The following is a 25260-nucleotide window of genomic DNA, read 5'->3' as shown; positions in this document are numbered from 1 at the left end:
GAGTCGCCTTAGCCAAAGATACACAGAGTGTTTAACGGATTATTAGAATGTAAGAAATTCTTGCTTCATAATTCTCATAAAGCGGGATATTCGCGGACCCCTCTTGTGCGTCACAACTACATCTTATTTAATATCAGCATGTTGTCTTTCGGGCCGTGTAGGCACGCATATTGATATGTGTCCTCGTGAGCGTCCATGTCTTTTGTGCTTTCAACTGCTGCGGGCACTTGCCCCGCCATACCTTTCAGGAGTTTTGCCATGCCCCTTCGCAATCGAATGCTGATTCTTCTCTGTTCCATGATGCTGGCCGTGTCACTCGGCTGTGCCTCAACGACGAAGCAAGAGGGAACCGGTGAATATGTCGACGACACGGTCATCACCACCAAGGTGAAGACTGCAGTTCTCAGAGAACCTACCCTGAGCTCTTTTGAGATCAATGTGGAAACATACAAAGGGAATGTACAATTGAGTGGTTTTGTAAGTTCTCAAGCCGACATCAACCGGGCCATCAATGTGGCGCGTGGCGTATCGGGTGTAAAATCTGTCAAGAACAGTATGCAACTAAAGTGACGATGGGTTGCTAAGGCATGGCCTGGAACTCGCAACGCTCCGTTCTGTCAACATTCTTCCAGTGAATCCATTTCTTTAACCCGATTCATCAGCTTTTTTGCGTGCCACAAGCCGCGACTGATGAATACTGAATTTTACCGGAAAAAGAGTCCAGTCGGACCAGTTTTCCATCTCAATAGTGTTGAGCCAACGCAGAGCGGATACCTCCGCCTGAAGGAAAAGTAAGGGATATGACAAGAACAATGTTCTACCTGGTGTTGATGGCAGCGACTGCATCCCTGTTCTTTCTGGGTGGTCGCCTCTACGCATCGGAAGCTGATGACAACATCGTTGGAGCCGCCAGACAGTCCTATGTGTTCACACATTATCTCAAGGGCGATGCCGTCAATGTCAAATCCGAGAATGGTGAAGTCACCTTGACCGGAACGGTTTCTGACGACGCATCAAGGTCCTTAGCTCAGGAGACCGTCGCAAATCTGCCGGGGGTCAAGAGCGTCAACAATATGCTGAAGATAGAGGGCGACTCTTCTGAGGTCTACTCGGATGCATGGCTCATCACCAAGGTCAAGGCTACCCTTCTGTTCCATAGGAACGTGAGCGGGGCCAAGACCGAGGTGTTGGCCCAAAATGGGACCATCATCCTGCGCGGCGAAGCCATAAACTCAGCGCAAAAAGATCTGGCCACGGAATATGCAAGAGACGTGGAGGGTGTGAAATACGTCAAGAACGAGATGTCGGTGCATGGCATCCTCGTGAAGTCCAGCGAATCCACCATGGGTGAAAAACTGGAAACCGTGGCCGATTCAATTGATGACGCGTCGATCACAGCATTGGTCAAGATGACCCTGCTGTATCACCACTCGACCAGCGCCCTGAATACCACAGTCTCGACCACGAACGGAGTGGTCACTCTGGGCGGTGATGCCAAAAATGGTGCTGAAAGGGATTTGGCCACCAAGCTCGTTGACGATGTACACGGCGTTAAGCAGGTGATCAACAATATCGCCGTCCCGGCCTCCAACTAATACCGAAACCGCCGGTTGCAGTTTTACTCTCTGACAAAGGAGCACGAAAGTGTCACTAGGAACAATTGTCCTCATCTTTTTGGTTCTGATTTTGTTGGGGGTCATCCCGGTATGGCCGCATAGTCGCGGGTGGGGATATGGTCCCAGCGGCATTGGCGGATTCCTTGTCATAGTCATCGTGATTCTGATTTTGACCGGAAGACTCTAGCGGAACAGAGCACGGCGTTGGGCCTCTTCCGTACTCAGGCTTCAAATACCCGGACCGGACCAACGGGCTCAGAGCAGTGTGAGGTCTTTCCCGGTGAAGCCGATTCAGGCGGACTCCCGGCCCTGTCCCATCTACCTATAAGGAGGAAGAATGAATACTTTCATCAGATCCCATCTCGTGGTTCATGTCGCGTTATTCATGGCTTTGATCATGTCCATGATGGCCTTTGTTCCTGATGTAGATGCCAGCTTCGTACCCACGTCCCAGAGCAGTTCGGTGGAACTGCGCGCTCAGGACATGACCGCTGTGCAAAATACGCTGGAAAACAAGATGGTCACGGAACGGCTGGCTAATCTGGGCTATTCCCCGGATGAGATTAACACCCGCCTTGGGATGCTCTCGGACGGGGAACTGCACAGTCTGGCCTCTCAGCTCGGGTCTCTGGACGCCGGCGGCAGTGCCTTGGGCCTGATAGTTGTCATTCTGGTCATCGTGACTTTGGGTCTCGTCATTTACCAGTTGATCTAAACTGATAATGACAGCCAACAACAGAACTGTGAACCAGTCTCTTTGCCAGAATCGTCCGGAGCTTCGTCTGCGGGCGATTCTGGCCCTTGTTTTAATTTTGTGCCTGACCTCCTGTGCCATGAGGTTGCCCATGGCATTCACACCTCCTGCGGACCGGCAAACCATTGCGAACGTGCCCTTTCATGCACAGGATGATTATCAGTGTGGCCCCGCATCACTAGCGGGAGTGCTCAACTTTCTTGGCGACCCGGTCTCGCCCGACGAGATAGCGCAGGCGGTGTTCAGACCCGAACTGCGTGGCTCTGTGAGTCTGGATCTTGCTCTGTATCCGCGTAAAAGAGGGCATTCTTCCCGCTTCTGGCGCGGGAAAGTGGAGGACATAGTACGGAACGTGGATGCGGGGCGGCCTCTGGTGCTCATGCAGGATCTCGGTATTGGCCCGGTGAGTACATACCATTTTCTGGTGGCTGTTGGGTATTCGCCGCAAGGGCTTATCGCCAATACCGGCCGCAGGGAATATGCGCTCTTGCCATGGGCCGAATTTTTACGAACCTGGGAGCGGGCCGACAACTGGACGCTTCTTGTGGAGGCCAAAATTTTATGAACAAGACCATCCGCATCCTACGCCGAACGTCGGACCTGTCACTGACCTTATGGTTGGCCCTGTGCCTGACTTGGGGGCTGGTTGGCTGCGCTATACCCCGCATGACCATGCAGCAGGACCCTCTGAGTCCGGCCGAACACCTCAATCTCGGGCTGGCCTACGAGTCCGGGGGCGACTTGCCGGGGGCCTTGCGTGAATATCAGGCTGCCATGGATCAGGAACCTTTGGCTTACCTCTATGCTGGCAATGTTCTGTTCAGCCTTGAACGAATGGAGGAGGCCGAGAGGGCCTATGATCAGGCCATTATCGCTTTGCCTCTGAACCCCGAGCCGCGCAATAATCTGGCCTGGTTGCTCTATACCCAGCGACAGCGCCTGGACAAGGCCGAGGCATTGGCCGTTGAGGCCCTGCGGCTGTCGCCTCCCGACCGCAAGGCTGAATTTATGGACACTCTGAAACGCATCCAGCAGGCAAGGATCATGGGCGCTGGCTAGCAAGGCCTCTGCGTTTTGATCAATATTATTCGGTTAGAATGAATTACCTCAGTGCCCCTCGGCATAAAATCCCCGGATTTCGATAACGACTCGAGTCAGGCTTTCCGCGCCGTTCGGCAATCTGTTTCAGGTTTCGATTATACGCGCGTTCCAGTCCGGACATGGCCCGCTTCTTCTCATTGTCTTCGCTGTGATGGTAGCGCAACGCCATGCCTGCGGTCTCCAGGCGACGCTTCTCCAGCTCCACTTGCCTCGCCAGCTCTCGCCTAGGATCCAGCCCCTTCTTGGACCAGGTCGCCCATTTCAACCTCACGAAGCTTGAAGATAATCTGCTCTGCTGTGAATGTTCTTCGACCCATAAACTTCCTCCGTGGTGTCACCCAACACTAACTTTTCAGGTGGACCAGTTTTTTTTTGGGGGGGGGCGGGTCAGTGGGAATGTAGTGGCCTGAATTGTTTTCAAACACAAAGGCTTACGACCAATTTGATCGTAAGCCTTTGTTATTCCTTGGTACCCAGGACGGGATTTGAACCCGTACAGCCCGAAGGCCGAGAGATTTTAAGTCTCTTGTGTCTACCAATTCCACCACCCGGGCGTGGGAAGTGACGCTTCGTAGTATGGAGTGCGCTGGTGCGTCAACCTTTTCAAGCCGGAACGCGTCAATTCGGGCCAACCGACGGCGCCTGTCGCGTAGGTCTGCAATCACCCCGTATAGAGCGACCCGCGCGGCCTGCCAGCACAGACGGGCCAGTGCGTACCCGCCAGACTAATCAATCAGATCTGTCAGTCAGCCAGTTAGCCAGCCAGATTAGCCTGTTAGATTCGTCAGTCAGATTCGTCAGTCAGATCGGCTAGCCTGACCAATCAGGTCAAGCTAGTTACTATTCGCCGTCGGGGGAATCTCCGTCAACGTCGGGACGAAGGAACGCCGGAGCAACATCTTCTACATAACGGCAGGCCTTCATGGAAATATCCACCGCAGCCTCTTTCCAGCCACCGTTGGTGAAGCAATACAGATGCACGATGGACAGGTCCTTGTGCACGAACAAAAGACGCCCATCCACCTTGCGGGGCAGGAACGTGGCTATAGCATCGCACAGGCCATGGAACACCACCTCATCGTAGCCGTGCAGAACACACTGCATTCGCAGCGCATCGCCAAGCCCTGAAAGATCGATATGCTCTGCACCGATCTCTTCAAGCGCGGAGCGCAGCTCGTCAATCAGGTCGGCCTCAATGGCATAGAGTTCGTTGTAGCTGAGCTCCGGACTGTAGAGCATATGCCCGAACACTTCGCAATCATACTTGACCATCAATCGTTCTCCCTGCGTTACGCGAAGGTTTCTGCCGCAACCTGCACTGCCTGCGCAGCGCAGGCTCAAAGACCGTCGCCCCGTTCGCCGGCACGCGGCAAGCGCTTTGCAACAAGATACACCCACCCGCACACCTGCGTCAATTCATCTGCAATCTCAATGGATTGATCGCCTATTATTTTCCCCACAGCCCTCGTATACCCTGTGCTGGCACATCGTTCGGTCATCTGGTACATCCGCAGGCATGACACTGCGCAGCCCCATGCCCGAATCCTCCCCGCCGTCCACACCCCGCCTTGTTGTGCTGGGATTGGACGGCCTGCCCCTCAGCCTGGCCAGACGACTGGCAGCAGACGGCACCTGCCCGAACCTCGGCAGGATCGTTGACCGCGCCTGCTCCATTGAAGCGGAATTGCCTGAGCTCTCGCCCGTCAACTGGACCAGCTTCATGACCGGCACAGGCCCCGGCGAGCACGGCATCTTCGGCTTTACGCGTATCCACGCGCAGACGTACGAAATGGGGCTTACCAACTTCACGCATGTGCAGGTGCCCACCATTTTCGACAGGCTGGGCGATGCGGGCTTCACCTCGCGGAGCATCAACCTGCCGAACACCTACCCTGCGCGCCCCATCAAGGGCATGATGGTTTCCGGCTTTGTTGCGGAAGAGCTGCAACGCGCCGTGTTTCCGCCCATGCTTGCCGCCATGCTCGGCGGTAGGGGCTACCTGCTGGAAGCAGATACCACCCGCGCCGCGCAGGAGCCGCTGCACCTTCTTGCAGAACTGCGCCGCACCATAGAATCGCGCCGCACCGCGCTGAATATGCTGTGGCCGGACCTCGCGTGGAACTGCTTTGTCTTTGTGCTGACGGAAACCGACCGCCTTTTCCATTTTCTCTTTGATGCGGTGGAAGATGCATCCCACCCGCTCCACCGGCCCTGCATGGAGCTTCTTACAGAGTGGGACGTGCTCATAGGCGAGCTGCTGGACAGATACGATGCCCTGCCGGAGCCCAAACGCCTGCTGGCACTTGCCGACCACGGCTTCACCCGCCTTGTCACGGAAGTAGATGTAAACGCCCTGCTCCGTGACATGGGCCTGCTGCACACCGCGCTGCCCCCTGAAGCCTGCGACGATCTGGACGCCACAGGCATAACTCCGGCCACCAAAGCCTTTGCGCTGGACCCCGGCCGCATCTACCTGCACCGCCGCGACCGCTTTGCCCGCGGCTGTGTCGACGCGGCAGAGGCCGCATCCCTCACGCAACGGCTGCGCACCGCACTCATGGAAGTCCGCCATCACGGGCGCCCCGTCTTCAAAGCCATCCATACGGCAGATACGCTCTATTCCGGCCCCATGCGCCCCTACGCGCCGGACCTTGTCTGCGAAACACACCCCGGCTTCGACCTCAAGGCCAAGTTCAACCGGCGGGATGTGTTCGGCACATTCGGCAGAACAGGAACACATACCGTGCACGATGTGTTCTTCTTCGACAGCCTTTCCGCTCCGCTTGATCCGGCCAGCCAGTCCCGGAGCTGTCGCGTCACGCGGGTCAGGGATGCAGGAAAGGAAATCCTGCGCTGGTTCGGCATTGCAGACACGCCGGAATCACAGAATCTCCTGCTGATCTAGGTTCACTGCACGGCATTCGCCGCACGGTTCTGCCTCCACAGCCGGAGCGCACTCAGGCCATTTCTCTCAAGATCGGGTATGCATATACCCGAAAAGTGCCTGATCCTTCCCCTTTTCACTCTCCCCGCATGCGACTATTGATGCAAACTGCATAACAGGTTTTCCATCCCTTCCGGCCGGACATCACACCGGACAATACTCGTATTCCGATTACCACCAGTTCGTACCCATGATGTCCGCCCCACCGCGACTGCCCGCATGTTGCCGGCTCCATCCATTTTCGGGGAGCCACATTACTTCTCACCACGGCTGAAGCGGTGCGCGCCGGAAGGAACTGCCTTTGCAGCGAATTGCCCGTTGCTCACGGCAGACACATTCAACAAAGGAGTTGTTTTGAAGATATTCACAGACCACCAGCGGGAAGTCGCCCGCTCCCTGCAGGACGGCGCCTCCCGCAGCGACTGGACAGACTGGAAGTGGCATGTGCGCAATACGGTCCGGAACGTTGACGAGGTGGAAAAAGTGCTCGGCATCACCTTTTCATCCACGGACAAACGCCTCTTCAACCTCACGCTCCAGAAATTCCCCATGGCGGTAACCCCCTACTATCTTTCGCTGATAGACCCCGATGATTACCGCAACGACCCCGTATTCATGCAGGCGTTCCCTTCTTCCGAAGAGCTCAATATCGAACGCGCGGATATGGTGGACCCCCTGCACGAGGATGAAGACAGCCCCGCCCCCGGCATTACCCATCGCTATCCCGACAGAGTGCTCTTTCATGTGAGCAACCTGTGCTCCATGTACTGCCGCCACTGCACGCGCAAACGCAAAGTGGGCGACAAGGACTCCGTTCCCGACAAGCAGACGCTCGAACAAGGCATCGAATACATCCGCAACACCCCGCAGGTACGGGACGTGCTGCTTTCGGGCGGCGATCCGCTCATGCTTTCCGACGAGCGTCTGGACTGGATTCTGACCAGATTACGCGAGATCGAACATGTGGAAGTGGTGCGCATAGGCACGCGCATGCCCGTGGTGCTGCCCTACCGCATTACGGATTCGCTGGTGAGCATGCTCCGCAAGCACCACCCGCTGTGGATCAACACCCATTTCAATCATCCCCGGGAACTCACCCAGTCATCCCGGCAGGCCCTGCAGCGCCTTGCAGATGCGGGCATTCCGCTCGGCAACCAGAGCGTGCTTCTTGCGGGCGTCAACGATTGCCCCCGCCTGATCAAGAAGCTGAACCAAAAGCTGGTGCAGAACCGTGTGCGCCCCTACTACCTCTATCAGTGCGACCTTTCCGAAGGGCTCACGCACTTCCGCACACCGGTCAGCAAGGGCATTGAAATTCTCGAAAGCCTGCGCGGCCACACCAGCGGCTATGCTGTGCCCACCTATGTTGTGGATGCACCCGGCGGTGGCGGCAAGATACCGGTTTCGCCCAACTACATTGTCTCGTGGGGCACGAACAAGGTCATTCTGCGCAACTATGAAGGCGTCATCACCACCTACAGCGAACCGGCCAGCTACGAGCCAAGCTACTGCGACCGCAACTGTGACAGCTGCAACCTGCAGCTGAAAGAAGATGATGCCGTTGAAAAAGCCATAGGCATTGAGAAACTGCTCTCCGACTGGGACGACACCACCTGCCTGACGCCCGAAAACAACGAGCGGATGGAAAGGAGAGACGATGCAGCCTGATATTGTCACCACCGTGGGGCACAGGGGCAAAACCCACATACAGCACGGCCCGCTTAACGACCGTGTCTATCTCATGAAGCTCGACACAGTGGACCTGCCGGACATTGCGGACCACATGGAAGAGCTCGGCAGGAATGAGGGCTATTCCAAACTCTTTGCCCGCGTACCCGCTTTTGCGGCAGAAGCCTTCACCGAGCGCGGTTTCATACGCGAAGCCCGCGCCCATGGCCTGTATCGGGGAGAACGCTCCGGCATGTTCATGGGAAAATATCTGGATGCCGCCCGCGCGGAACCTGAGGATAGAAAGGCCATCAGCAACGTGCTGGCCATTGCCGGTGACAAAACCGCCATTGACCCTGACGAGGTGGACACGGCCGCAGTGGTCGCACTCGGTACCGGACATGCGCAGGCGCTGGCGCAGCTCTACGGCACCGTCTTCGAGTCCTATCCCTTTCCGGTGCATGATCCGGACTTTCTGATCAGCGCCATGCAGTCCAATGTCCGGTTCTTCGGCATTTTCCGCAAAGATCAGCTTGTTGCGGCCTCTTCCGCCGAGCTGGATGCCGACTGGCGCTGCGCGGAAATGACGGACTTTGCCACCCTGCCGGAATACCGCAACCGCAAGGCGGCCCTGCGCCTGCTCACAGCCATGGAAGCAGCCATAGCGGAACAGGGCTACCTGTCGGCATACACCATCGCCCGTGCCGCGAGCACCGCCATGAACTGCGTCTTTGCCCGCGCAGGGTATACGTTCGGCGGCACGCTCATCAACAACACCAACATCTCCGGAGGGCTGGAAAGCATGAACGTGTGGTCCAAGCCTCTGGCAGCCTGATACACAGAGTACAAGAACAGGGGCGCGCCCGAGCCATACATACCAGAGAGGTCCCGGACGCGCCCCTTATTCTCACCCCAGACCATCCCTCTTCCTCGCCCGCGCCCGCCCCTTATCCCGCATTTGCCGTCACAGCCGATCCGTAGTAGTGCAGACATGCCGCAGAGGCATGACATGAACCAACGCACCGGCAGAGGTTGCAAAGGCCACCATGGCCTTTCCCCGCCGGAGGCATGCTCTACACGGAACCACCATGATCGATTACAAGAAAGAACTGAACCCCGCCCAGTACGAGGCGGCCATGACGCTGGAAGGCCCCCTGCTGTGCATTGCAGGCGCAGGCTCCGGCAAGACGCGCACGGTGGTATACCGCCTCGCCAACATGGTTGAGCAGGGCGTTGCCGCACACGATATTCTGCTGCTCACCTTCACCCGCAAGGCCTCGCAGGAAATGCTGCACCGTGCGGGCGAACTGCTCGGCCACGGCATAGGCGCGGTTTCCGGCGGCACCTTTCACGGTTTTGCCTACTCCGTGCTCCGCCAGCACCCTCCGCAGGGATTCGAGGGCGGCCTTTCCATCATGGATTCCGCAGACGCCACCGAAGCCCTCAAATACTGCAAGGACACGATGGGGCTGGGCAAGGGCGACAAGTCCTTTCCCAAAACCGCCACGGTCATGGGCATGCTCTCCAAGGCACGCAACAAGGAACGCGAGATAGGCGACATTCTGCAGCGCGAGGCATTCCACCTTGCCGCCTACCGCGACGACATTGTCCAGATATCCACCGGCTACAGCAACTACAAGCGCGAGCACGGCCTGCTGGACTACGATGACCTGCTCTTTGAGCTGGAAAACCTGCTGCGTACGCGCCCCGACCTGCTGGACTATTACCGCCACCGTTTCAAATACATCATGGTGGACGAGTATCAGGACACCAACCTCGTGCAGGCGCGGCTTGTACAGTTGCTGGCAGGTGGCCACCGCAACGTCATGGCCGTGGGCGACGATGCCCAGTCCATCTACGCCTTCCGCGGCGCCAACGTGCAGAATATTCTGGAATTTCCGGCCATGTTCCCGGGTACCCGCATCGTGAAGCTGGAAGAGAACTACCGCTCCGTGCAGCCCGTGCTGGACCTGACCAACGCCATTCTTGCCGAAGCGCCCGTGGCCTTTCACAAAACGCTTTTCACCAGCCGCACGGGCGGCAACCTGCCCCAGCTTGTAAAACCCCTTTCGGACCTCACGCAGGCCAACCAGGTGGTGAACAAGATAGCGGAACTGCGCCGCAGCTACGAGCCCAAGGACATTGCCGTGCTCTTCCGCGCGGGCTACCAGTCCTACCATGTGGAAATGCAGCTCTCAAAGGCAGGCATTCCCTTCAGAAAGTACGGCGGCGTGAAGTATTCGGACGCAGCGCACGTGAAGGACGTCATGTGCTATGTGCGCCTGCTCATCAACCCGCTCGACCTGCCCGCCTTCCAGCGCCTTGCCGCCAACGTGAAAGGAGTGGGTCCCAAGACAGCCCTGAAGATTTACGAGGCATCGCGCCTTGCCGATCCTTCCACGCTGGACAGGCTGCTGAAAAAGTATCCCGACTTTGCCAAGGACCTTGAACTGGTGGATTCGCTGCGCAGACAGCGCCTTGAGCCGGTGGAAGTGCTGGAAGAGGTGCTGGAGGTCTACAAACCCAGATTGATGCAGCTGTATCCGGACGACTATCCCCGCCGCGAGCACGGGCTTGAACAGCTGGTGCAGATCGCGGCCACCTACCGCGAGCTGGACCTTTTCGTCTCCGACCTTTCGCTGGAAGACCCCAATCCCGACGCAGCAGCATCGGAGGACCATATCACGCTTTCCACCGTGCATTCTGCCAAGGGGCTGGAGTGGGACGCCGTGCTGGTCATTGATCTTGTGGAAGAGCGTTTCCCATCCAAGCAAGCGCTCCAGAAGGCGGACGATCTGGAAGAAGAACGCAGACTCATGTATGTTGCCTGCACCCGTGCGCGGGAATATCTGGGCCTGTTCGTGCCATCATCCATATACAGCCGCGGGGGCGGCGGCAACGAACCGGCCATGCCCAGCCCCTTTGTGCGCGACCTGCCCGTCTATCTGTATGAAGAGTGGAAGGAAAACTACACCGGCGGCCTGATGCAGCGCGAGTATCAGCAACAGCGCACCATGCGCCTTGGCGACAGCGTACCCGCCGCGCCGGATGCCTTTTCCCGCGCCACCGGCGGCGAAAGCGAACCGGCCTTTGCGCCGCGCACCGCCAGCCGTAAACTGGGCCACTGCACACACAAGATTTTTGGCCGCGGCAAACTTATCAAGCATTTGCCTCCGGACAAATATCAGGTAAATTTCCCCGGATTCGGACTCAAGGTGATCATGGAAGCCTACCTCCAGATGGAGGAGTAGTTAACTGCGGGAGGATCAATGGAATACGGGTGGATAGCACCGGAAAGTGTTCCCTGGCTCAAGGAGAACGAACCGGTACTCCTGTTCGGTGCCGGTCAGGGAACCGTGGAACTGCTTGCCTATCTTGAAGAGCAGCAGCAACACCCCGACCTGATCGGCATAGTGGACAACGACTGCAGCATGTGGGGCAAGAGCCTGCACGGGCTGCCCATTGTCCCGCCCAGTTCCATTCCCGAATCGGAGTGGAGCAAGATCATCATCACCACGGTTTCCGGCAGAGATCAGGTCGCAGCACAGCTGCAGGCAATGGGCTATGCGGAGTTCACGCATTACCACCGCATCGGCACCTACCCTGCCGCCTCCGTCATGAACCTGCTCATCCTGAACGATATGCAGCGGGCCTTCAACTTCATGAAAGAAGGCGATTCCGTACTGCACGTGGGGCCGGGGGGCTTTCTCAGCCTTGAGGTGGCGCTCCACTGCCTCGGGTTCAGGCCCCTTTCCATGGATGCTTACAGCTTCTCCATGCACTACCCCGAGACAACCCACAGGCTGCAGCAATACCGGAGTGTTCTGGATTATGTGCTCCGCATGCCGCAGGCTGCGGCACTGGGTGAAGAAACCATCCGCCGCCGCTTTGACGAGGTGCTGCATATCCGGCAGGACGGCAGGGCGTTCCTCGATACGGAAAAACTGCCCTACATGATGCCCGCCCGCTACAGTGCCATTCCGCTGCCAGACAACGCCCTTGATACCATCTGCTCGTTCGCCGTGCTGGAGCATGTGCGTGACCCGCTGCAGGCAATACGGGAAACATGGCGCGTGCTCAAACCCGGCGGCTTTGCCGCCCACCGCATCACAACCCGCGACCACCGATCTTACAGCGCGGTTTCAGGGTATCACCCGTTCAGCTATCTCAATGAATCCCCTGCCTCATGGGAATCCATAAATGAGAACAAGTTCTATCAGAACCGCGTGCTTCCCGATCAGTGGAAAGAGCTGTTCACCCGAAACGGGTTTGCTCTGCTGCATTACAGAGAACTCCACACCTATGATCTTTCGGCAGACGAAGTGGCAGCGCTGCACGCCGACTTCAAAAATCCGGACGGCACACTGCCCGCGAACTTCTCAAACGCCGTAGACTGCGAACTGCTGGCCCGCAAACTCTGATTCATCCCCTCTTGCGGGAACTTGAAAACAGCCATATTGCTTGAATGCGCCCGTTGTCTCCACGCCCTTTTCACAGGCAGGACAGCGGGCGCATATTCCTTCCCATTTCGAGGTCTGTCATGGTCTCTATTGCATTCCGCACTGTTGGACTCCTGTTCCTTTCCAATGTATTCATGACATTCGCATGGTACGCCCACCTCAAGAACCTGTCCGGCAGGGCATGGTTCGTGGCCGCCTTTGCAAGCTGGGGCATCGCCTTTTTCGAATACATGGTTCAGGTTCCGGCAAACCGTATCGGCTACGGCACCTTCACCCTGCCCCAGCTCAAGATCATGCAGGAAGTCATTGCCCTTGCCGTGTTCGCGCCCTTCTCCGTCTGGTACATGGGGCAGCCGCTCAAGCTGGACTACCTGTGGGCCTGCCTCTGCCTGCTGGGAGCCGTCTATTTCATCTTCCGTTCCTGAAGGCAGAAGGGCACTTTCCTGTTGCACGAGCTATCCTTTATTGGTAGCTGTTACTAGTTGATGAAGGAGTAATACGCATGCTCGGCCTGTGCCCCGCCAAGACGCAAGGAACCATCTTCGCCATCAAGCGTTACGCCATTCACGACGGGCCGGACCTGCGCACCACGGTGTTCTTCAAGGGCTGCCCGCTGTCGTGCTGGTGGTGCCACAATCCGGAAGGATTGAGCCATGACATACGCATGGTGACAGTGCCGGACAAATGCGTGGGCTGCGGTGAATGCATGGAGGTTTGCCCCAACGCCGCCCTCAAGATGTCTCCCACCGGACCGCGCAGAAACGATGCCGCCTGCACCACCTGCGGCATGTGTGAGGAAACCTGCCCCGCACTGGCGCACGAGACGACCGGCTGCACAGTGGATGCAGATGCCGTGCTGGAGATCATTGAAAAGGATCAGGTGTTCTTCAACGGTTCTCAGGGCGGTGTGACCTTTTCCGGCGGTGAACCGCTGGCCCAGCCGGGGTTTCTGCTCGAACTGCTGCGCCGCTGTGGAAAACATGGTCTGCACCGTGTGGTGGATACGAGCGGCTTTGCCGAGAACACCCTGCTGCTGCATGTGGCCAAAGAGACGGACCTCTTTCTCTTCGACCTCAAGCACATGGACACGGCGCAACATGAAAGGGTGACGGGCGTACCCAACAAGCTGATTCTGCAGAACCTGCAGTCGCTGGCCCGTCAGGGGCATCCTGTGCAGATACGGCTGCCTCTCATACCCGGCATCAACGATGATGACAAAAATTTGAAGGCCACAGGGGCCTTTGTCGCCGGACTGCCCGGCGTAAGGAGCATAGACGTGCTGCCTTACCACAGCATTGCAAAAGCCAAATACGCCAAACTGGGCATGGAATACAAAGGGGCAGGCATCCCCAAATCCGACCCCGCCGACGTGCAGCGCGCCGTGCGCATTCTGGAAGGATACGGGCTCAAGGTCCGCATAGGAGGCTAGCGTGAATCAGCGAATCTGGAATCTGCGCAAAGAGAGCTTTGAGGCAAAGCCCGCCATCTCCATAGAACGGGCATTGCTCGAAACCGCATTCTACAAGGCGGAATACGGCAAGCACCCGCTGCCTGTGCTGCGGGCCATGTTCTTCAGGCACCTGTGCGAGCGCAAGACCATCTACATCGGCCCCGGCGAACTCATCGTGGGCGAGCGCGGTCCCGCGCCCAAGGTTGTTCCCACGTTCCCAGAGCTTACCTGCCATTCCGCAGAAGACCTGCGCATTCTCAACAGCCGCGAAATGGCCCACTACACAGTGGCCGAAGAAGATATCGCCACCTATGAGCGCGAGGTCATCCCCTACTGGCAGGGGCGGTCCATGCGCGACCGCGTATTTGCCCATGTGCCGCAGGAATGGCGCGATGCTTACGAATCCGGCCTGTTCACCGAATTCATGGAACAGCGTGCCCCCGGCCACACCGCGCTGGACGGCATGATCTACGAAACCGGACTCAATGAACTCAAGGCCCACATAGCGGACCGCATTGCCCGTCTGGACTACCTGAACGACCCGCACGCCGCAGCCCGCGCCGACCAGCTGAAGGCCATGGATATTGCCTGCGATGCGGTCATCCTGTTTGCCCACCGCCACGCGGACCTTGCCGAACAGATGGCACAGACGGAAGCAGACCCCGCACGCAAGGCCGAGATGCTTCACATGGCCTCGGTCTGCCGCCATGTGCCTGCCAACGCTCCCCGCACCTTCCACGAAGCGTTGCAGATGTACTGGTTCGTGCACCTTGGCACCATCACCGAGCTGAACGGCTGGGACGCCATGAGTCCAGGGCATCTTGACCAGCACCTCGCCCCCTTCTACGAGGCGGGCATTGCAGACGGCACCCTCACCCGCGATGCGGCAAAGGAGCTGCTCAGCTGCTTCTGGATCAAGGTGAACAACCATCCCGCACCGCCCAAGGTGGGCGTAACCGCCAAGGAAAGCGGCACCTACAACGACTTTACCCAGATCAACCTCGGCGGGCTCAAACGCGACGGCACCGATGGCGTGAGCGAAGTCTCCTACCTCATTCTCGAAGTGGTGGATGACCTGCACCTGCTGCAGCCCCAGCCCAGCGTACATGTAAGCAGCCAGACACCGGACCGCTTCCTCAAGGCGGCAGCCAGGGTCATCCGCAAGGGCTACGGCTACCCCAGCGTGTTCAACACGGATACCGTGGTCATGCAGCAGATACGTGTGGGAAAAAGCGTGGAAGATGCCCGCGAAGGCGGCACAAGCGGCTGCATAGAAACAGGCTCATTCGGCAAGGAAGCTTACATCCTCACCGGATACCTGAACGTGCCAAAAGTGCTGGAAGTTGCCCTGAACAACGGGGTGGACCCGCTCACAGGCAAGCGTGTGGGGCCGGAAACCGGCGATGCCCGGGAATTCCGTGATTTCGAGGAACTCTACACCGCCTTCAGCCGCCAGCTTGAATATGTGGTGGACCTGAAGATCCGCGTAAACAATTACATAGAGCGCATGTACGCCGCGCATTCGCCCGCCCCGTTCCTTTCCGTGGTCATTCGCGACTGCATCGAAAATGGCCGCGACTACTATGACGGCGGCCCGCGCTACAACACCAACTACATTCAGTGCTGCGGCATAGGCACGGTCACGGACAGCCTTTCCGCCATAAGAACCCATGTGTTCGAGCAGAAAAAGGTGAGCATGCGCATCCTGCTCGAAGCCCTTGCCGCCAACTTTGAAGGACACGAGGCCCTGCGCCTGCGCCTGTGGAACAAAACGCCCTTCTTCGGCAACGACGACGACCGCGCAGACAACATCATGCGCCGTGTGTACGATTCGCTCTACAACACCATAGACGGCAAGCCCAACACCAAGGGCAGCGTGTACCACCTGAACATGCTCTCCACCACCTGCCATGTCTATTTCGGCAAGATGCTGGGAGCAACGCCCAACGGTCGCTATGCCCAACTGCCCGAATCCGATGGCACCTCGCCCTCGCACGGGGCAGACCGCAACGGCCCCACAGCGGTGGTGAAATCGCTGAGCAAGATGGACCAGATAAAGTCCGGCGGCACCCTGCTGAACCAGCGGTTCCTGCCCAGCGTGCTCGCCGGTGACGCAGATCTCGACAAGCTCGTCAGGCTCATCCGCTCATACTTTGCCATGAACGGCCATCACATCCAGTTCAACGTGGTGGATACGGAGACCCTGCGCAAGGCACAGGCAACTCCGGATGAATACCGCAACCTGCTCGTACGCGTGGCGGGCTACAGCGACTACTTTGTCGATCTGGATGCCGACCATCAGGAAGAAATTATCAGCCGCACCGAGCAGGAACTGGGGTAGCACGGCAGCCATATTTCGAGCCTGCCGCTGGCTGAACTGTTTTGAGTTTTTTGTCTTCGACGAGCAGGGGATGATCCCCCTGCACCCCGCGCAAGCGATGAGATTCTGTTTTTTGGCTTCCGCCCCAGCTTAACGGGGATAAGGTTTTACTGAAAACAACGGTTTGTCATTCCCCTGAAAGGGCCCGAACACATGTTCGGGCCCTTTTTTATGTCTTCGGGTCATTCCGGCGGGCGCTCCCGTTTCTGTCCGGCTTGTCCTGTCTTCCCGCAGCCCTCTCCTTATCCCTGACAAAGCTGGCAACACGCAGCTCTCAGCAACACCCGCTCTTCTCTAATATCGCCTTGGCACATGCTGCCCTCCGCAACATTCCGAGCATTCTGCAGCATTCCCCAACTCCCAACCCCTTCTTCTTTACGCTGCTTTGCATTCCACAAGAAAGCACAACAAAGCATTGCATACATTTGCAATACATTACCATTTCTTAATGGATAAACAGCACTCCCCCACTCGTATCTATAACAAACGAATTCAAACAAACAGGAACGCCTTCATGAAGAACAAGCACTCTCTTTATGATTCCGGAATTGAAATGTGGGGCGGGTCCATGGATGAAGGATTATCCAGAAATTCAACTTTTTGCCCCGGCTACAACGATGTAGCCGGTTACATTGACAAAATGCTCCCTGCAAAACTCAGAAAAAGTTTTGAAAATCACATGGCGGCATGCCGAGACTGCAGAACAGACATTCTCGAACTGCGCATCTGCATTCGGGAAACAATGTAGTTACATCAACGGCCTGAGAGGTAAGACATGTCATACATTGACGCAACAACATACAACAATGCGTCATACGCAGCCACTACGGAAAGCGCTTCTTCAGAGCTTGGGCAGGCAGATTTCCTGACCCTGCTGCTGGCGCAGATGCAGAATCAGGACCCCCTGAACCCCGTAGAGGATGCCGAAATGATTGCGGAGCTCGCCCAGTTCTCCAGCCTTGAAGAGCTGCAGACCATGAACGAGAGCATGACCTCCGCCATCAGCGCCCTGAGCATGCTCACTGTGAACAGTGCAGTGTCTTACATCGGCAAGGAAATCGTTGCCGCGGGCTACTCCATTTCCAAGAGCGACTCGGGCTGCACAGACGTCTACCTCACTCCCGCCAGCGACTGCGAATCGATCAAGGCGCACATCTACAACGAAGACGGCGACGTGGTTGCCACTGTGGACCTCGGCTCCGCTGAAGGCGGCGAAGAAACCACCTTCACGTGGAACGGGCTCAAGACCAACGGCAGCAAGGCCGCCAACGGCACCTACACCGTGGGCTTTGAAGCCTACGACGCCGACGGCGAAAGCGTCTACGTGGCCTCTGAGGTTTCCGGCACCGTAACAGGCATCTCCAGCTCCAACGGCACCACGGTGCTTGAACTGGGCGACGGCCGCACTGTCGAGCTCATGTACGTCAGCAAGATTGTCGGCTCCTCCGGTTCGTCAGATTCCGGCTCAGGCTCCTCAGATTCGGAAGATTCCGAAACCCTTCAGTAACCCGTCACACCGGGAGGCATCATCATGAGCATCAGCGGTTCCATGTACGCGGGCATCTCCGGCCTGACGGTACACAGTCAGGCTATGTCGGTCATAGGCAACAACCTCGCGAACTCCAGCACCATCGGCTACAAATCGGCCACCACACAGTTCGAGGACGTGTTCTACTCCACCGTTTCCACGTCCAACGGACTCAGCCAGGTTGGTCACGGCGCGACTGTGGCGTCCATTTACCAGAGTTTCTCGCAGGGCTCGTATGAGTCCTCTACCAGCGATACGGCTGTGGCCATCGGCGGCAACGGCTTCTTCATGGTCAACAACCCCAACACGGGCGAGCGGTATTACACCCGTGCGGGCAACTTCCAGTTCGACCAGTACGGCTACCTTGTTGATGCACACGGTTATCGTGTGCAGGGCTGGGATGCGGCCTCCACCAAGGCCAACGGCGTGGTGCAGACACAGGGCGCGCTCTCGTCGCTGCAGCTTACCTCATACCAGTCGCCGCCCTCGGCCACGTCTTCGGTCTTCCTGTCCGTCAACCTGAACAAGGCTGCCGAAGACAAGAACAACGATGCCGCCGATCCGTTCTTCTCCGTCTTCAACGACTGGGACGGACAGGCAGAGAGCCCCATGGGCGACAGCCAGTACAGCTACCAGACCACCATGACTGTCTATGACGAAGCCGGAACAGCCCATGAGCTGACTGTATACTTCGACAAGGTCAGCGATGATGCCGTGGCAAGCCAGGCCGGTGGCTCGCAGGTATGGGAATATGTGGTCACCTGCGACCCCGCCGACGACGGCCGTATCATCGACGGCCAGAAGCTCAACACCACGTCTGCAGCAGGCCTGCTCATGACCGGCACGCTCACCTTCAATTCTTCCGGCATCATGCAGGGCATGACGGCGTTCACCCTCGGCTCCACTGCCACGGGCGATCTGCACGACCTTGCCAACTGGACACCGGCAGAGTTCTCGGAAGACGGCTACCCCGTTTTCACGGCCAACTTCTCCGGTTCGCCCAATGCGAGCACCCCGGATGCCACCGCCGCCCACAACATTGAACTCAATCTGGGCCTGCGGAACGAAGGCACCGGCTGGGCCGCCGGCATGGTGTCCAACGCCGCCGCCATAGGCAACAACTTCAGCGCCATCGACACCTTCGACTCGCCGGAACTGATTGCCGGAGCCAGCACCGCATACGCATCCGCCTCTTCCACCTATGACCAGAGTCAGGACGGCTATGCCACCGGCTACCTGCAGGGCATAGAGGTCAGCCGCGACGGCGTTATCAGCGGCCAGTACTCAAACGGGCAGATCGTTGACCTGTTCGTGCTGGGCCTTGCGGACTTCAACAACCCGCAGGGGCTCATCCTGCAAGGCGGCACCCTGTATACGGAAGGCTCCGATTCCGGCTCCGCCCGTATCGGCAGGGCCAACTCGTCCAGCTACGGCACCATTGCCTCCAACACGCTGGAACAATCCAACGTGGACATGTCCACCGAGATGGTCCGCCTCATCACCACGCAGCGCGGGTACTCGGCCAACGCCAAGATCATCACCACGGCCGACTCCATGCTGCAGGAAGCCATCTCCCTCAAACGATAACCCAAAAGGCGTGACAGGTCTGTCCGGAACAGCAGCACAACCGTGTTGCACCGCCCGGAGACGGTACCTGTCACGCTCTTCCGGCACCTGCATTCCCCTGATGCGCGCCGCCCGGTTTCCCCCGTACCCGGCTTACAGGCCACGGGCGGCGCGCTTCTCCTTAACGATTTTCGCACAGGCACCATGACGAGGTGACACCATGACATTGAACGGAATCTACAGTCTGGGAACAAAGGCCCTGATGAACGCGCAGGTGGGCATAAGCGTCACCGGCGAAAACATCGCCAATGCCGATGCGCCGGGCTACAGCCGGAAAACCGTCACCTATGCCACCTCGGACAGCTTCCGCTTCCGCTCTCTCTACATGGGAAACGGGGCCGACGTGCAGGAGATTGCCCGCCACTACAACTATTATGTGGAAAAGCAGTACCTCGCCTCAAACAGCGAAACCAGCTACTGGGGCCAGCAGGCAAGCTCCCTTTCCAGCGTGGAAGAGCTGTTCAACGAAAAAAAAGACTACGGCATTTCCTCCGCCCTTGATCAGTTCTTCACCAGCATGGGTGCCCTGTCGCAGGACGCCTCAAGCGATGCCTACAGAACCGAACTGACCGAATATGCCACCACGCTTTCCGACCAGTTACGATCGCTGAACGATTCGCTCACCGCCGCACGCGAGGCAGCCGATTCGGAACTCAGCGACCAGATAGATACAGCCAACCAGCTCATGGCCACCCTTGCGGAATACAACAAGAGCATCGTGGGCAACTCTACCAACACGGATCTGCAGGACGCCATGGACCTGGCCGTGCGCCAGCTCTCTTCCCTGCTGGACGTGAATGTCATCCATCAGGAAAACGGCCAGTATACCGTGCTCACCCAATCCGGCCAGACACTGGTAGACGGCACGCACGCATACAAGCTGGCCTTTGAGGGGCCGCAATCTTCCAAGCAGCTCACCGCAGGCTCGAACTATGACGGACAGGTGTATTTTGAAGGTACCGGCTCAAACGAACTGACCATAGACTTTGTCAGCTCCGGCCCCACGGACGGCTCCGCAGGCGCAGCCACGTTCAGGGTATCGCTGGATGGCGGCAAGACATGGCTGACGGATGAAAACGGAAACGAGCTCACCTACACGGCAGGCGATTACGACAACCGCGTCTCCATTGAGGGCGTTTCCGTATGGTTCGGTTCCGCAACCGATCCCAACGCCGCAGCCACTAACGATGCTTCCGTGGGCGACGAATTCAATGTCGTGCCCAAGTCCGGGCTGTACTGGTACAAGACCACCTCGGACAAGGTGAACATCAGCCCCAACGCCAATTCCTTTGCATCAGACGACGGCAGGCTCGGCAGCGGCAGCATTGCAGGGCTGTTTCAGGTGCGCGACCAGTCCATCACCGCATACAAGGAAGAGATGGATGCCTTGGCCAAGGAACTGATCTGGCAGGTCAACTACCAGCACAGTCAGGGCGCAGGCACCGAGCATTATGCCAATGTGCAGGCAGGCAACAAGGTCAACGACGCATCAATCCCCCTCGGGGACACGCAGCTCACCTTTGCGGACAGACTTACCGCAGGTGGCATTTCCCTTGCCCTGTACGACAAGACCACGGGCGATCCGCTCGGCACCACCGCCGTGGATTTCAGCTCCATCGTCCCCCCCGGACTCAGCAGCTTTGATCCTTCCCAGCACTCCCTGAACGATGTGGCCGCCGCCATAAACGCCACCTTCCCCGGGCAGATCAACGCCTCCGTCACGGACGGGCGCATCTCTCTAAAGGCAGCAGACGGCGTGCAGTTCGAGTTTGCGGGTGACACAACAGGCATTCTGGCCGCCACGGGCATGAACACCTTTTTCTCCGGCAACGGCATTTCGGATGTGCAGGTCGATGCGCGTGTTCTGGCCAACACGGGGCGTATCAATGCCAGCGTGGTGGACGGCACGGGCCTTGTCGCATCGGGCGACAACACCAACGCCCTTGCCATGACCGATCTTGCGGAGAAAGACGTCACCGTCGACTCCATTCACTCTTCCGCCTCGCAGACCCTGAGCGAGCATCTGCACTCCCTGGTTTCCAAGGTCGGCACGGACATGGACACAGCCTCGCGCAGTTACACCTACTCAAGCTCAATGGCCAAACAGCTGGACTCCATGCAGCAGGAGGTTTCCGGCGTAAACCTCGACGAAGAATACGCCAACCTCACGCGCTACCAGCAGTCTTATCAGGCAGCGGCCCAGCTCATTCAGACAGCGAACGAGATGTTCGACGTTGTCCTTTCCCTGAAGTCTTAGAGGAGCACTCCCATGCGTATAGCCAGAAGCATGCTTTTCGATTCATCGGTCCAGTACATGAACAACTCCCTTGCGGAGATCATCCGGCTGAACGAGCAGAACTCCTCGCAGAAGAAAATCAACCGGCCGTCCGACGACCCCGGCGGCATGTCCCGCTCGCTGGACCTGAAAACCTACCTGACGCGCCTCGGCCAGTACGACGAGAACATGGACACCGCGCTCGGCTGGCTGCAGCTTGCCGACGATGAACTGAATCAGGCCAGTGATGTGCTGACCAGGCTGCAGGAACTTGCAGAACAGGCATCCACAGGCACGCTCACCGACAACCAGCGCGAAATGATCGCCAAGGAAGCCCGCGAACTCATGGGGCAGATGCTGGCCATTTCCAACACCGAATATGCGGGCGATTCCATCTTCGCCGGTTCCATGACCAACACAAACGCCTACGAGATGGGCCTTGGCGCAACCGTGCGCGACGATACCCTTTCCGATGCCTCTTTCGTCTCCTTTTCCGGTTCGTCAGATTCCACAATCTATGTGGAATTTGCAGAATCCGGCACCGTGGGAGTGGACGAGCTGGAATACCGCTACACCTCGGACGGCGGCAACACGTGGCAAACAGCCACCCTTGCGGCAGGCGCAACAGAACTGGATTTCGGCACCGCAAAGGCGACCATGGCCTCAGGTTCCGTGGTAACCGCCACGGAAACAGCGGGCGAAGGTGACGGCACTGCCGTATGGATTCGCCCTGCCGCCTACTATACCGGCGATATGGAAGGCGACGAAACCGTGCAGCACTATGGCAGTTCCACGGTTACCGCCACTGCTGACGGAATCTTTGATTCTTCCGTGGCCATACGCATTGCCTCAAACGCCTCCCTGCCCGGCCCCATAACCTATTCCTACAGTCTCGACAGAGGGGCCACATGGGTAGACGGCAACGTCACCTCCAATGCCTCCTTTGCCGTCCCCGGCGGCTTTGTGCAGCTGGCATCCAACGGCGGTTCGGCAATCACGGCGGGCGACCAGTTCATCGTGGAACCGCACTCCGCAGCCATAAACCTGACCATCGGCAAGTCGAGCACCGTGCAGATAAACAGCATAGGCGCAGACATCTTTGGCGGACGGGTGGAAGAAAACGGCAACAGTTCCATTCTGGACACGCCTGCAAATCTCTTCGAGTCCATCGGAAAATTCATAGGTTTTCTGGAAACGAACGATCAGAAGGGTATCGCGGAGATGATCGACGGATTGAGCGCCGCGCACGAAACCCTTTCCACAGCACAGGGCGCCATCGGCGGCCGGGAGGTGCGCGTGGAATTCGCCAAGGAAGCAGTGTCCATGAGCAAGGAATCGACCAATACCAATATCTCGTCCATCGAGGATGCCGACGTGACACAACTCACCTCGGACCTCGCACGGGCCCAGTATATTTACGAGTCCGTTCTGACCACTTCGTCCAAGCTCATGAAAATGAGCCTGATGGACTACCTCTAGTTTTCAGGAGGCAGCAGACATGACGGAATACTGGTCCGGCTCCATCACATTCACCGGTCTCGGCAGCGGCACCGATTTCGACTCCATTATCGAGGCTACCGTCAACCTCGAAAGCCACCGTCTCAACCGCATGGAGGCGTGGTCCGAGCAATGGACCGAGAAGCAGGCGCTAATTCAGGGTATCAACACCAAGCTGCTGGAATACAAGACCGCGCTGAGCGACCTGAACACCATGGGAAAATTCCTCACCAAATCAGCCACCAGCACCGATTCGTCCACCATCGGGGTCACTGCCGGTGCAGATGCCATAGAATCCACGCATACCATTGTAGTGAACCAGCTCGCCCAGAACGACCTGTGGTCCGGCACACACGGCTGGTCGTCTTCGTCAGACGTCATCACCACCACAGGCGGTACGTTCGCACTGAACTATGCAGGCAAGGACTATTCCATTGATGTACCCGCAGGCACCACCCTGCAGACCTTCGTCAACCTCATCAATGCCGATGCGGCCCTCAACGACGGTGTTCGCGCCAGCCTTGTGAACGACGGCAGCGAATACCATCTGCAGTTGCGGGGCATGGACCTTGGCGCGGACAACGCCATAACCATTACCGGCTCAGGCATCACGGGGCTGAGTTCTACCGACTTCACCCAGACGCAGAAGGCACAGAATGCCCAGATGAAGGTGGACGGCTACCCCAGCGAAGCGGACAAGTGGATAGAGCGCGATTCAAACGTCGTAAGCGACGTGGTGGAAGGGCTCACCTTCACCCTGTATGACGAGACCGACTCCAAGGGTGAAAAAATTACCGTTGTCACCGACTCTGACAGTATCATCAAGAACATAGAAAACTTCATTACGCTGACCAATGAAATACGCACCGCCATTGCCGAGCTGGACGAAACGAGTTCAGACGAGGAATACGACGACGAAAAAACCTCGTTCTATCAGGTTCGCGGCAACTACGGCATGGACATTGTCGAGCAGAACCTGCAGAGCATTCTCGCTGACGTGGGGCTCGGCTTCAAACGCTTTGATGCTTCCAGCAATGAAGGCGACCCGTACAGCAGCCTTGCGCAGATAGGCATATCCACGGAAACGGATCAGAACTCCATCGACTTCGGCATGCTCATTCTGGACTACGACGAGCTGCAAAAGGCTTTGGACAAGGACCCGGACGCCGTAGCCCGCCTCTTTTCCGCCCAGTCCGACGGGGTGAGCTATTCCGGCAAACTCGCCTACGAATCCTCCATTGCGGATCTTACCTCACCCGGTCTGTACGATGTGCAGTATCAGGTCAGCGGCGGCGTCCTTACGGGGGCCACTATCAACGGCAATGCCGCCAAGATAGACCCGGACACGTGGACCATCACAGGTATCTCGGGCAATCCGGAGCAGGGCCTCATCGTGAACGTATCAGACAGGACGGACGGCTCCCATCAGGGCGATGTGGCCATACGTCAGGGCAAGGTCAACGAAACACTCAAGGAACTCGACCGTCTGACGGACACGGAAAGCGGCACACTCAACATCATCATCCAGAACTACCAGACCATCATAGACAACACTGCCAAGGACATAGGCGACGAAGAAGACCGCATAGAGCGCCTGCAACAAAGACTGGTCGAACAATATGCCCGGCTTGAAGCCTCGCTCGGCAACTACGAGAACATCAATTCCTCGCTGGAATCGCTTCTCGCCCAGCTGGAATAATCTGCCGTTTTGGAAACGCTTCTTGAAAACAAAAGGCCCGGCACCATATGGTTCCGGACCTCCAGACTGCTGACAAAGTCATTTCTGATATTTTTTGGCTCCGCCGGGCAGGAACCTAACGTTCCTGCACCTCGTATAAGCGATGAAAATCCGTTTTTGAACCTCGGCTCCGGCTTAACGGGAATACAGTTTTACTGAAAACGAAGGTTTGTCATTAACCTGAAGGCCCGGCACCATATGGTGCCGGGCCTTGCCGTGTATT

At 57.7% G+C, this 25260-nt stretch carries 21 protein-coding genes and 1 tRNA gene; 20 read left to right on the top strand and 2 right to left on the bottom strand.

Going from position 1 to position 25260, the window contains the following annotated elements; genetic code table 11:
• Positions 1–258 precede the first annotated feature (258 nt).
• The 6 genes from HUV30_RS17185 to HUV30_RS17160 all read left to right on the top strand — a co-directional run bounded on the left by HUV30_RS17185 (position 259) and on the right by HUV30_RS17160 (position 3429).
• On the top strand, positions 259–570 hold the full coding sequence (locus HUV30_RS17185) for a BON domain-containing protein (protein WP_174406728.1): 312 nt from the start codon (positions 259–261) through the stop codon (positions 568–570).
• Between the two features lie 230 nt (positions 571–800).
• Positions 801–1595, top strand: a complete 795-nt coding sequence (locus HUV30_RS17180) for a BON domain-containing protein (protein WP_174406727.1) — start codon at positions 801–803, stop codon at positions 1593–1595.
• A gap of 49 nt (positions 1596–1644) precedes the next feature.
• A complete protein-coding gene (locus HUV30_RS17175; protein ID WP_174406726.1) occupies positions 1645–1803 on the top strand; it encodes a DUF3309 family protein in 159 nt (52 codons plus the stop codon).
• 150 nt (positions 1804–1953) lie between these two features.
• A complete protein-coding gene (locus HUV30_RS17170) occupies positions 1954–2331 on the top strand; it encodes a PA2779 family protein (protein ID WP_174406725.1) in 378 nt (125 codons plus the stop codon).
• 130 nt (positions 2332–2461) lie between these two features.
• Entirely contained in the window at positions 2462–2935 is a 474-nt protein-coding gene (locus HUV30_RS17165) for a C39 family peptidase (protein ID WP_174406724.1), read from the top strand.
• Positions 2932–3429 (top strand): tetratricopeptide repeat protein, encoded by a 498-nt coding sequence (locus HUV30_RS17160; protein WP_174406723.1) that lies wholly within the window; start codon positions 2932–2934, stop codon positions 3427–3429. Before HUV30_RS17165 ends, HUV30_RS17160 begins: the two co-directional genes overlap by 4 nt.
• Before the next feature lie 509 nt (positions 3430–3938).
• On the opposite strand, the gene HUV30_RS17155 is transcribed toward HUV30_RS17160, so the two are convergent.
• Positions 3939–4025 (bottom strand) — tRNA-Leu (locus tag HUV30_RS17155).
• A gap of 286 nt (positions 4026–4311) precedes the next feature.
• Positions 4312–4743: a hypothetical protein gene (locus HUV30_RS17150; protein WP_174406722.1), complete on the bottom strand. Its 432-nt coding sequence runs from the start codon at positions 4741–4743 to the stop codon at positions 4312–4314.
• A 244-nt stretch (positions 4744–4987) separates the two neighbouring features.
• Here HUV30_RS17150 and HUV30_RS17145 point away from each other — a divergent pair, with 244 nt between their 5' ends.
• The 14 genes from HUV30_RS17145 to fliD all read left to right on the top strand — a co-directional run bounded on the left by HUV30_RS17145 (position 4988) and on the right by fliD (position 24998).
• On the top strand, positions 4988–6376 hold the full coding sequence (locus HUV30_RS17145; protein ID WP_174406721.1) for an alkaline phosphatase family protein: 1389 nt from the start codon (positions 4988–4990) through the stop codon (positions 6374–6376).
• Positions 6377–6769: 393 nt separating this feature from the next.
• Positions 6770–8083: a lysine 2,3-aminomutase gene (kamA, locus tag HUV30_RS17140; protein ID WP_174406720.1), complete on the top strand. Its 1314-nt coding sequence runs from the start codon at positions 6770–6772 to the stop codon at positions 8081–8083.
• A complete protein-coding gene (gene ablB / locus HUV30_RS17135; RefSeq protein WP_174406719.1) occupies positions 8073–8918 on the top strand; it encodes a putative beta-lysine N-acetyltransferase in 846 nt (281 codons plus the stop codon). The genes kamA and ablB overlap by 11 nt, the downstream gene beginning before the upstream one ends.
• Positions 8919–9171: 253 nt before the next feature.
• A complete protein-coding gene (locus HUV30_RS17130; RefSeq protein ID WP_174406718.1) occupies positions 9172–11334 on the top strand; it encodes an ATP-dependent helicase in 2163 nt (720 codons plus the stop codon).
• A gap of 18 nt (positions 11335–11352) precedes the next feature.
• The gene (locus tag HUV30_RS17125; RefSeq protein WP_174406717.1) at positions 11353–12504 is read left to right on the top strand and encodes a class I SAM-dependent methyltransferase; all 1152 of its coding nucleotides are present in this window, start codon (positions 11353–11355) and stop codon (positions 12502–12504) included.
• 119 nt (positions 12505–12623) lie between these two features.
• Positions 12624–12968: a DMT family protein gene (locus HUV30_RS17120; RefSeq protein ID WP_174406716.1), complete on the top strand. Its 345-nt coding sequence runs from the start codon at positions 12624–12626 to the stop codon at positions 12966–12968.
• Between the two features lie 77 nt (positions 12969–13045).
• Positions 13046–13972 carry a glycyl-radical enzyme activating protein gene (locus HUV30_RS17115; RefSeq protein ID WP_174406715.1) on the top strand — a complete coding sequence of 309 codons (927 nt, stop codon included), beginning with the start codon at positions 13046–13048 and terminating at the stop codon, positions 13970–13972.
• A 1-nt stretch (position 13973) separates the two neighbouring features.
• Complete coding sequence (gene hypD / locus HUV30_RS17110) at positions 13974–16334, top strand: trans-4-hydroxy-L-proline dehydratase (protein ID WP_174406714.1); 2361 nt, start codon at positions 13974–13976, stop codon at positions 16332–16334.
• Positions 16335–16887: 553 nt separating this feature from the next.
• Positions 16888–17121, top strand: coding sequence for a zf-HC2 domain-containing protein (locus HUV30_RS17105; protein ID WP_174406713.1), 234 nt, complete (start codon positions 16888–16890; stop codon positions 17119–17121).
• Between the two features lie 27 nt (positions 17122–17148).
• Positions 17149–17880, top strand: coding sequence for a flagellar hook assembly protein FlgD (locus HUV30_RS17100; protein WP_174406712.1), 732 nt, complete (start codon positions 17149–17151; stop codon positions 17878–17880).
• A 24-nt stretch (positions 17881–17904) separates the two neighbouring features.
• Positions 17905–19488, top strand: coding sequence for a flagellar hook protein FlgE (locus tag HUV30_RS17095; RefSeq protein ID WP_174406711.1), 1584 nt, complete (start codon positions 17905–17907; stop codon positions 19486–19488).
• Between the two features lie 199 nt (positions 19489–19687).
• Entirely contained in the window at positions 19688–21784 is a 2097-nt protein-coding gene (gene flgK / locus HUV30_RS17090) for a flagellar hook-associated protein FlgK (RefSeq protein ID WP_174406710.1), read from the top strand.
• A 12-nt stretch (positions 21785–21796) separates the two neighbouring features.
• Positions 21797–23281, top strand: a complete 1485-nt coding sequence (flgL, locus tag HUV30_RS17085; RefSeq protein WP_174406709.1) for a flagellar hook-associated protein FlgL — start codon at positions 21797–21799, stop codon at positions 23279–23281.
• A gap of 19 nt (positions 23282–23300) precedes the next feature.
• Complete coding sequence (gene fliD / locus HUV30_RS17080) at positions 23301–24998, top strand: flagellar filament capping protein FliD (RefSeq protein ID WP_174406708.1); 1698 nt, start codon at positions 23301–23303, stop codon at positions 24996–24998.
• The last annotated feature ends 262 nt before the right edge of the window (positions 24999–25260 follow it).

This window comes from Desulfovibrio subterraneus (genome assembly GCF_013340285.1).
GTDB classification, from domain to species: Bacteria; Desulfobacterota; Desulfovibrionia; order Desulfovibrionales; family Desulfovibrionaceae; genus Halodesulfovibrio; species Halodesulfovibrio subterraneus.
Note: the sequence above shows the minus strand (reverse complement) of the source record. Positions and strands in the feature narration are given on the sequence as shown.

Excerpts from the sequence above, each read along its gene's own strand:
- HUV30_RS17185 (WP_174406728.1), top strand. The coding sequence starts at position 259 with ATGCCCCTTCGCAATCGAATGCTGATTCTTCTCTGTTCCATGATGCTG.
- HUV30_RS17180 (WP_174406727.1), top strand. The coding sequence starts at position 801 with ATGACAAGAACAATGTTCTACCTGGTGTTGATGGCAGCGACTGCATCC.
- HUV30_RS17170 (WP_174406725.1), top strand. The coding sequence starts at position 1,954 with ATGAATACTTTCATCAGATCCCATCTCGTGGTTCATGTCGCGTTATTC.
- HUV30_RS17165 (WP_174406724.1), top strand. The coding sequence starts at position 2,462 with ATGGCATTCACACCTCCTGCGGACCGGCAAACCATTGCGAACGTGCCC.
- HUV30_RS17160 (WP_174406723.1), top strand. The coding sequence starts at position 2,932 with ATGAACAAGACCATCCGCATCCTACGCCGAACGTCGGACCTGTCACTG.
- HUV30_RS17150 (WP_174406722.1), bottom strand. The coding sequence starts at position 4,743 with ATGGTCAAGTATGATTGCGAAGTGTTCGGGCATATGCTCTACAGTCCG.
- HUV30_RS17145 (WP_174406721.1), top strand. The coding sequence starts at position 4,988 with ATGACACTGCGCAGCCCCATGCCCGAATCCTCCCCGCCGTCCACACCC.
- ablB (WP_174406719.1), top strand. The coding sequence starts at position 8,073 with ATGCAGCCTGATATTGTCACCACCGTGGGGCACAGGGGCAAAACCCAC.
- HUV30_RS17130 (WP_174406718.1), top strand. The coding sequence starts at position 9,172 with ATGATCGATTACAAGAAAGAACTGAACCCCGCCCAGTACGAGGCGGCC.
- HUV30_RS17125 (WP_174406717.1), top strand. The coding sequence starts at position 11,353 with ATGGAATACGGGTGGATAGCACCGGAAAGTGTTCCCTGGCTCAAGGAG.
- HUV30_RS17120 (WP_174406716.1), top strand. The coding sequence starts at position 12,624 with ATGGTCTCTATTGCATTCCGCACTGTTGGACTCCTGTTCCTTTCCAAT.
- HUV30_RS17115 (WP_174406715.1), top strand. The coding sequence starts at position 13,046 with ATGCTCGGCCTGTGCCCCGCCAAGACGCAAGGAACCATCTTCGCCATC.
- HUV30_RS17105 (WP_174406713.1), top strand. The coding sequence starts at position 16,888 with ATGAAGAACAAGCACTCTCTTTATGATTCCGGAATTGAAATGTGGGGC.
- HUV30_RS17100 (WP_174406712.1), top strand. The coding sequence starts at position 17,149 with ATGTCATACATTGACGCAACAACATACAACAATGCGTCATACGCAGCC.
- HUV30_RS17095 (WP_174406711.1), top strand. The coding sequence starts at position 17,905 with ATGAGCATCAGCGGTTCCATGTACGCGGGCATCTCCGGCCTGACGGTA.
- flgK (WP_174406710.1), top strand. The coding sequence starts at position 19,688 with ATGACATTGAACGGAATCTACAGTCTGGGAACAAAGGCCCTGATGAAC.
- flgL (WP_174406709.1), top strand. The coding sequence starts at position 21,797 with ATGCGTATAGCCAGAAGCATGCTTTTCGATTCATCGGTCCAGTACATG.
- fliD (WP_174406708.1), top strand. The coding sequence starts at position 23,301 with ATGACGGAATACTGGTCCGGCTCCATCACATTCACCGGTCTCGGCAGC.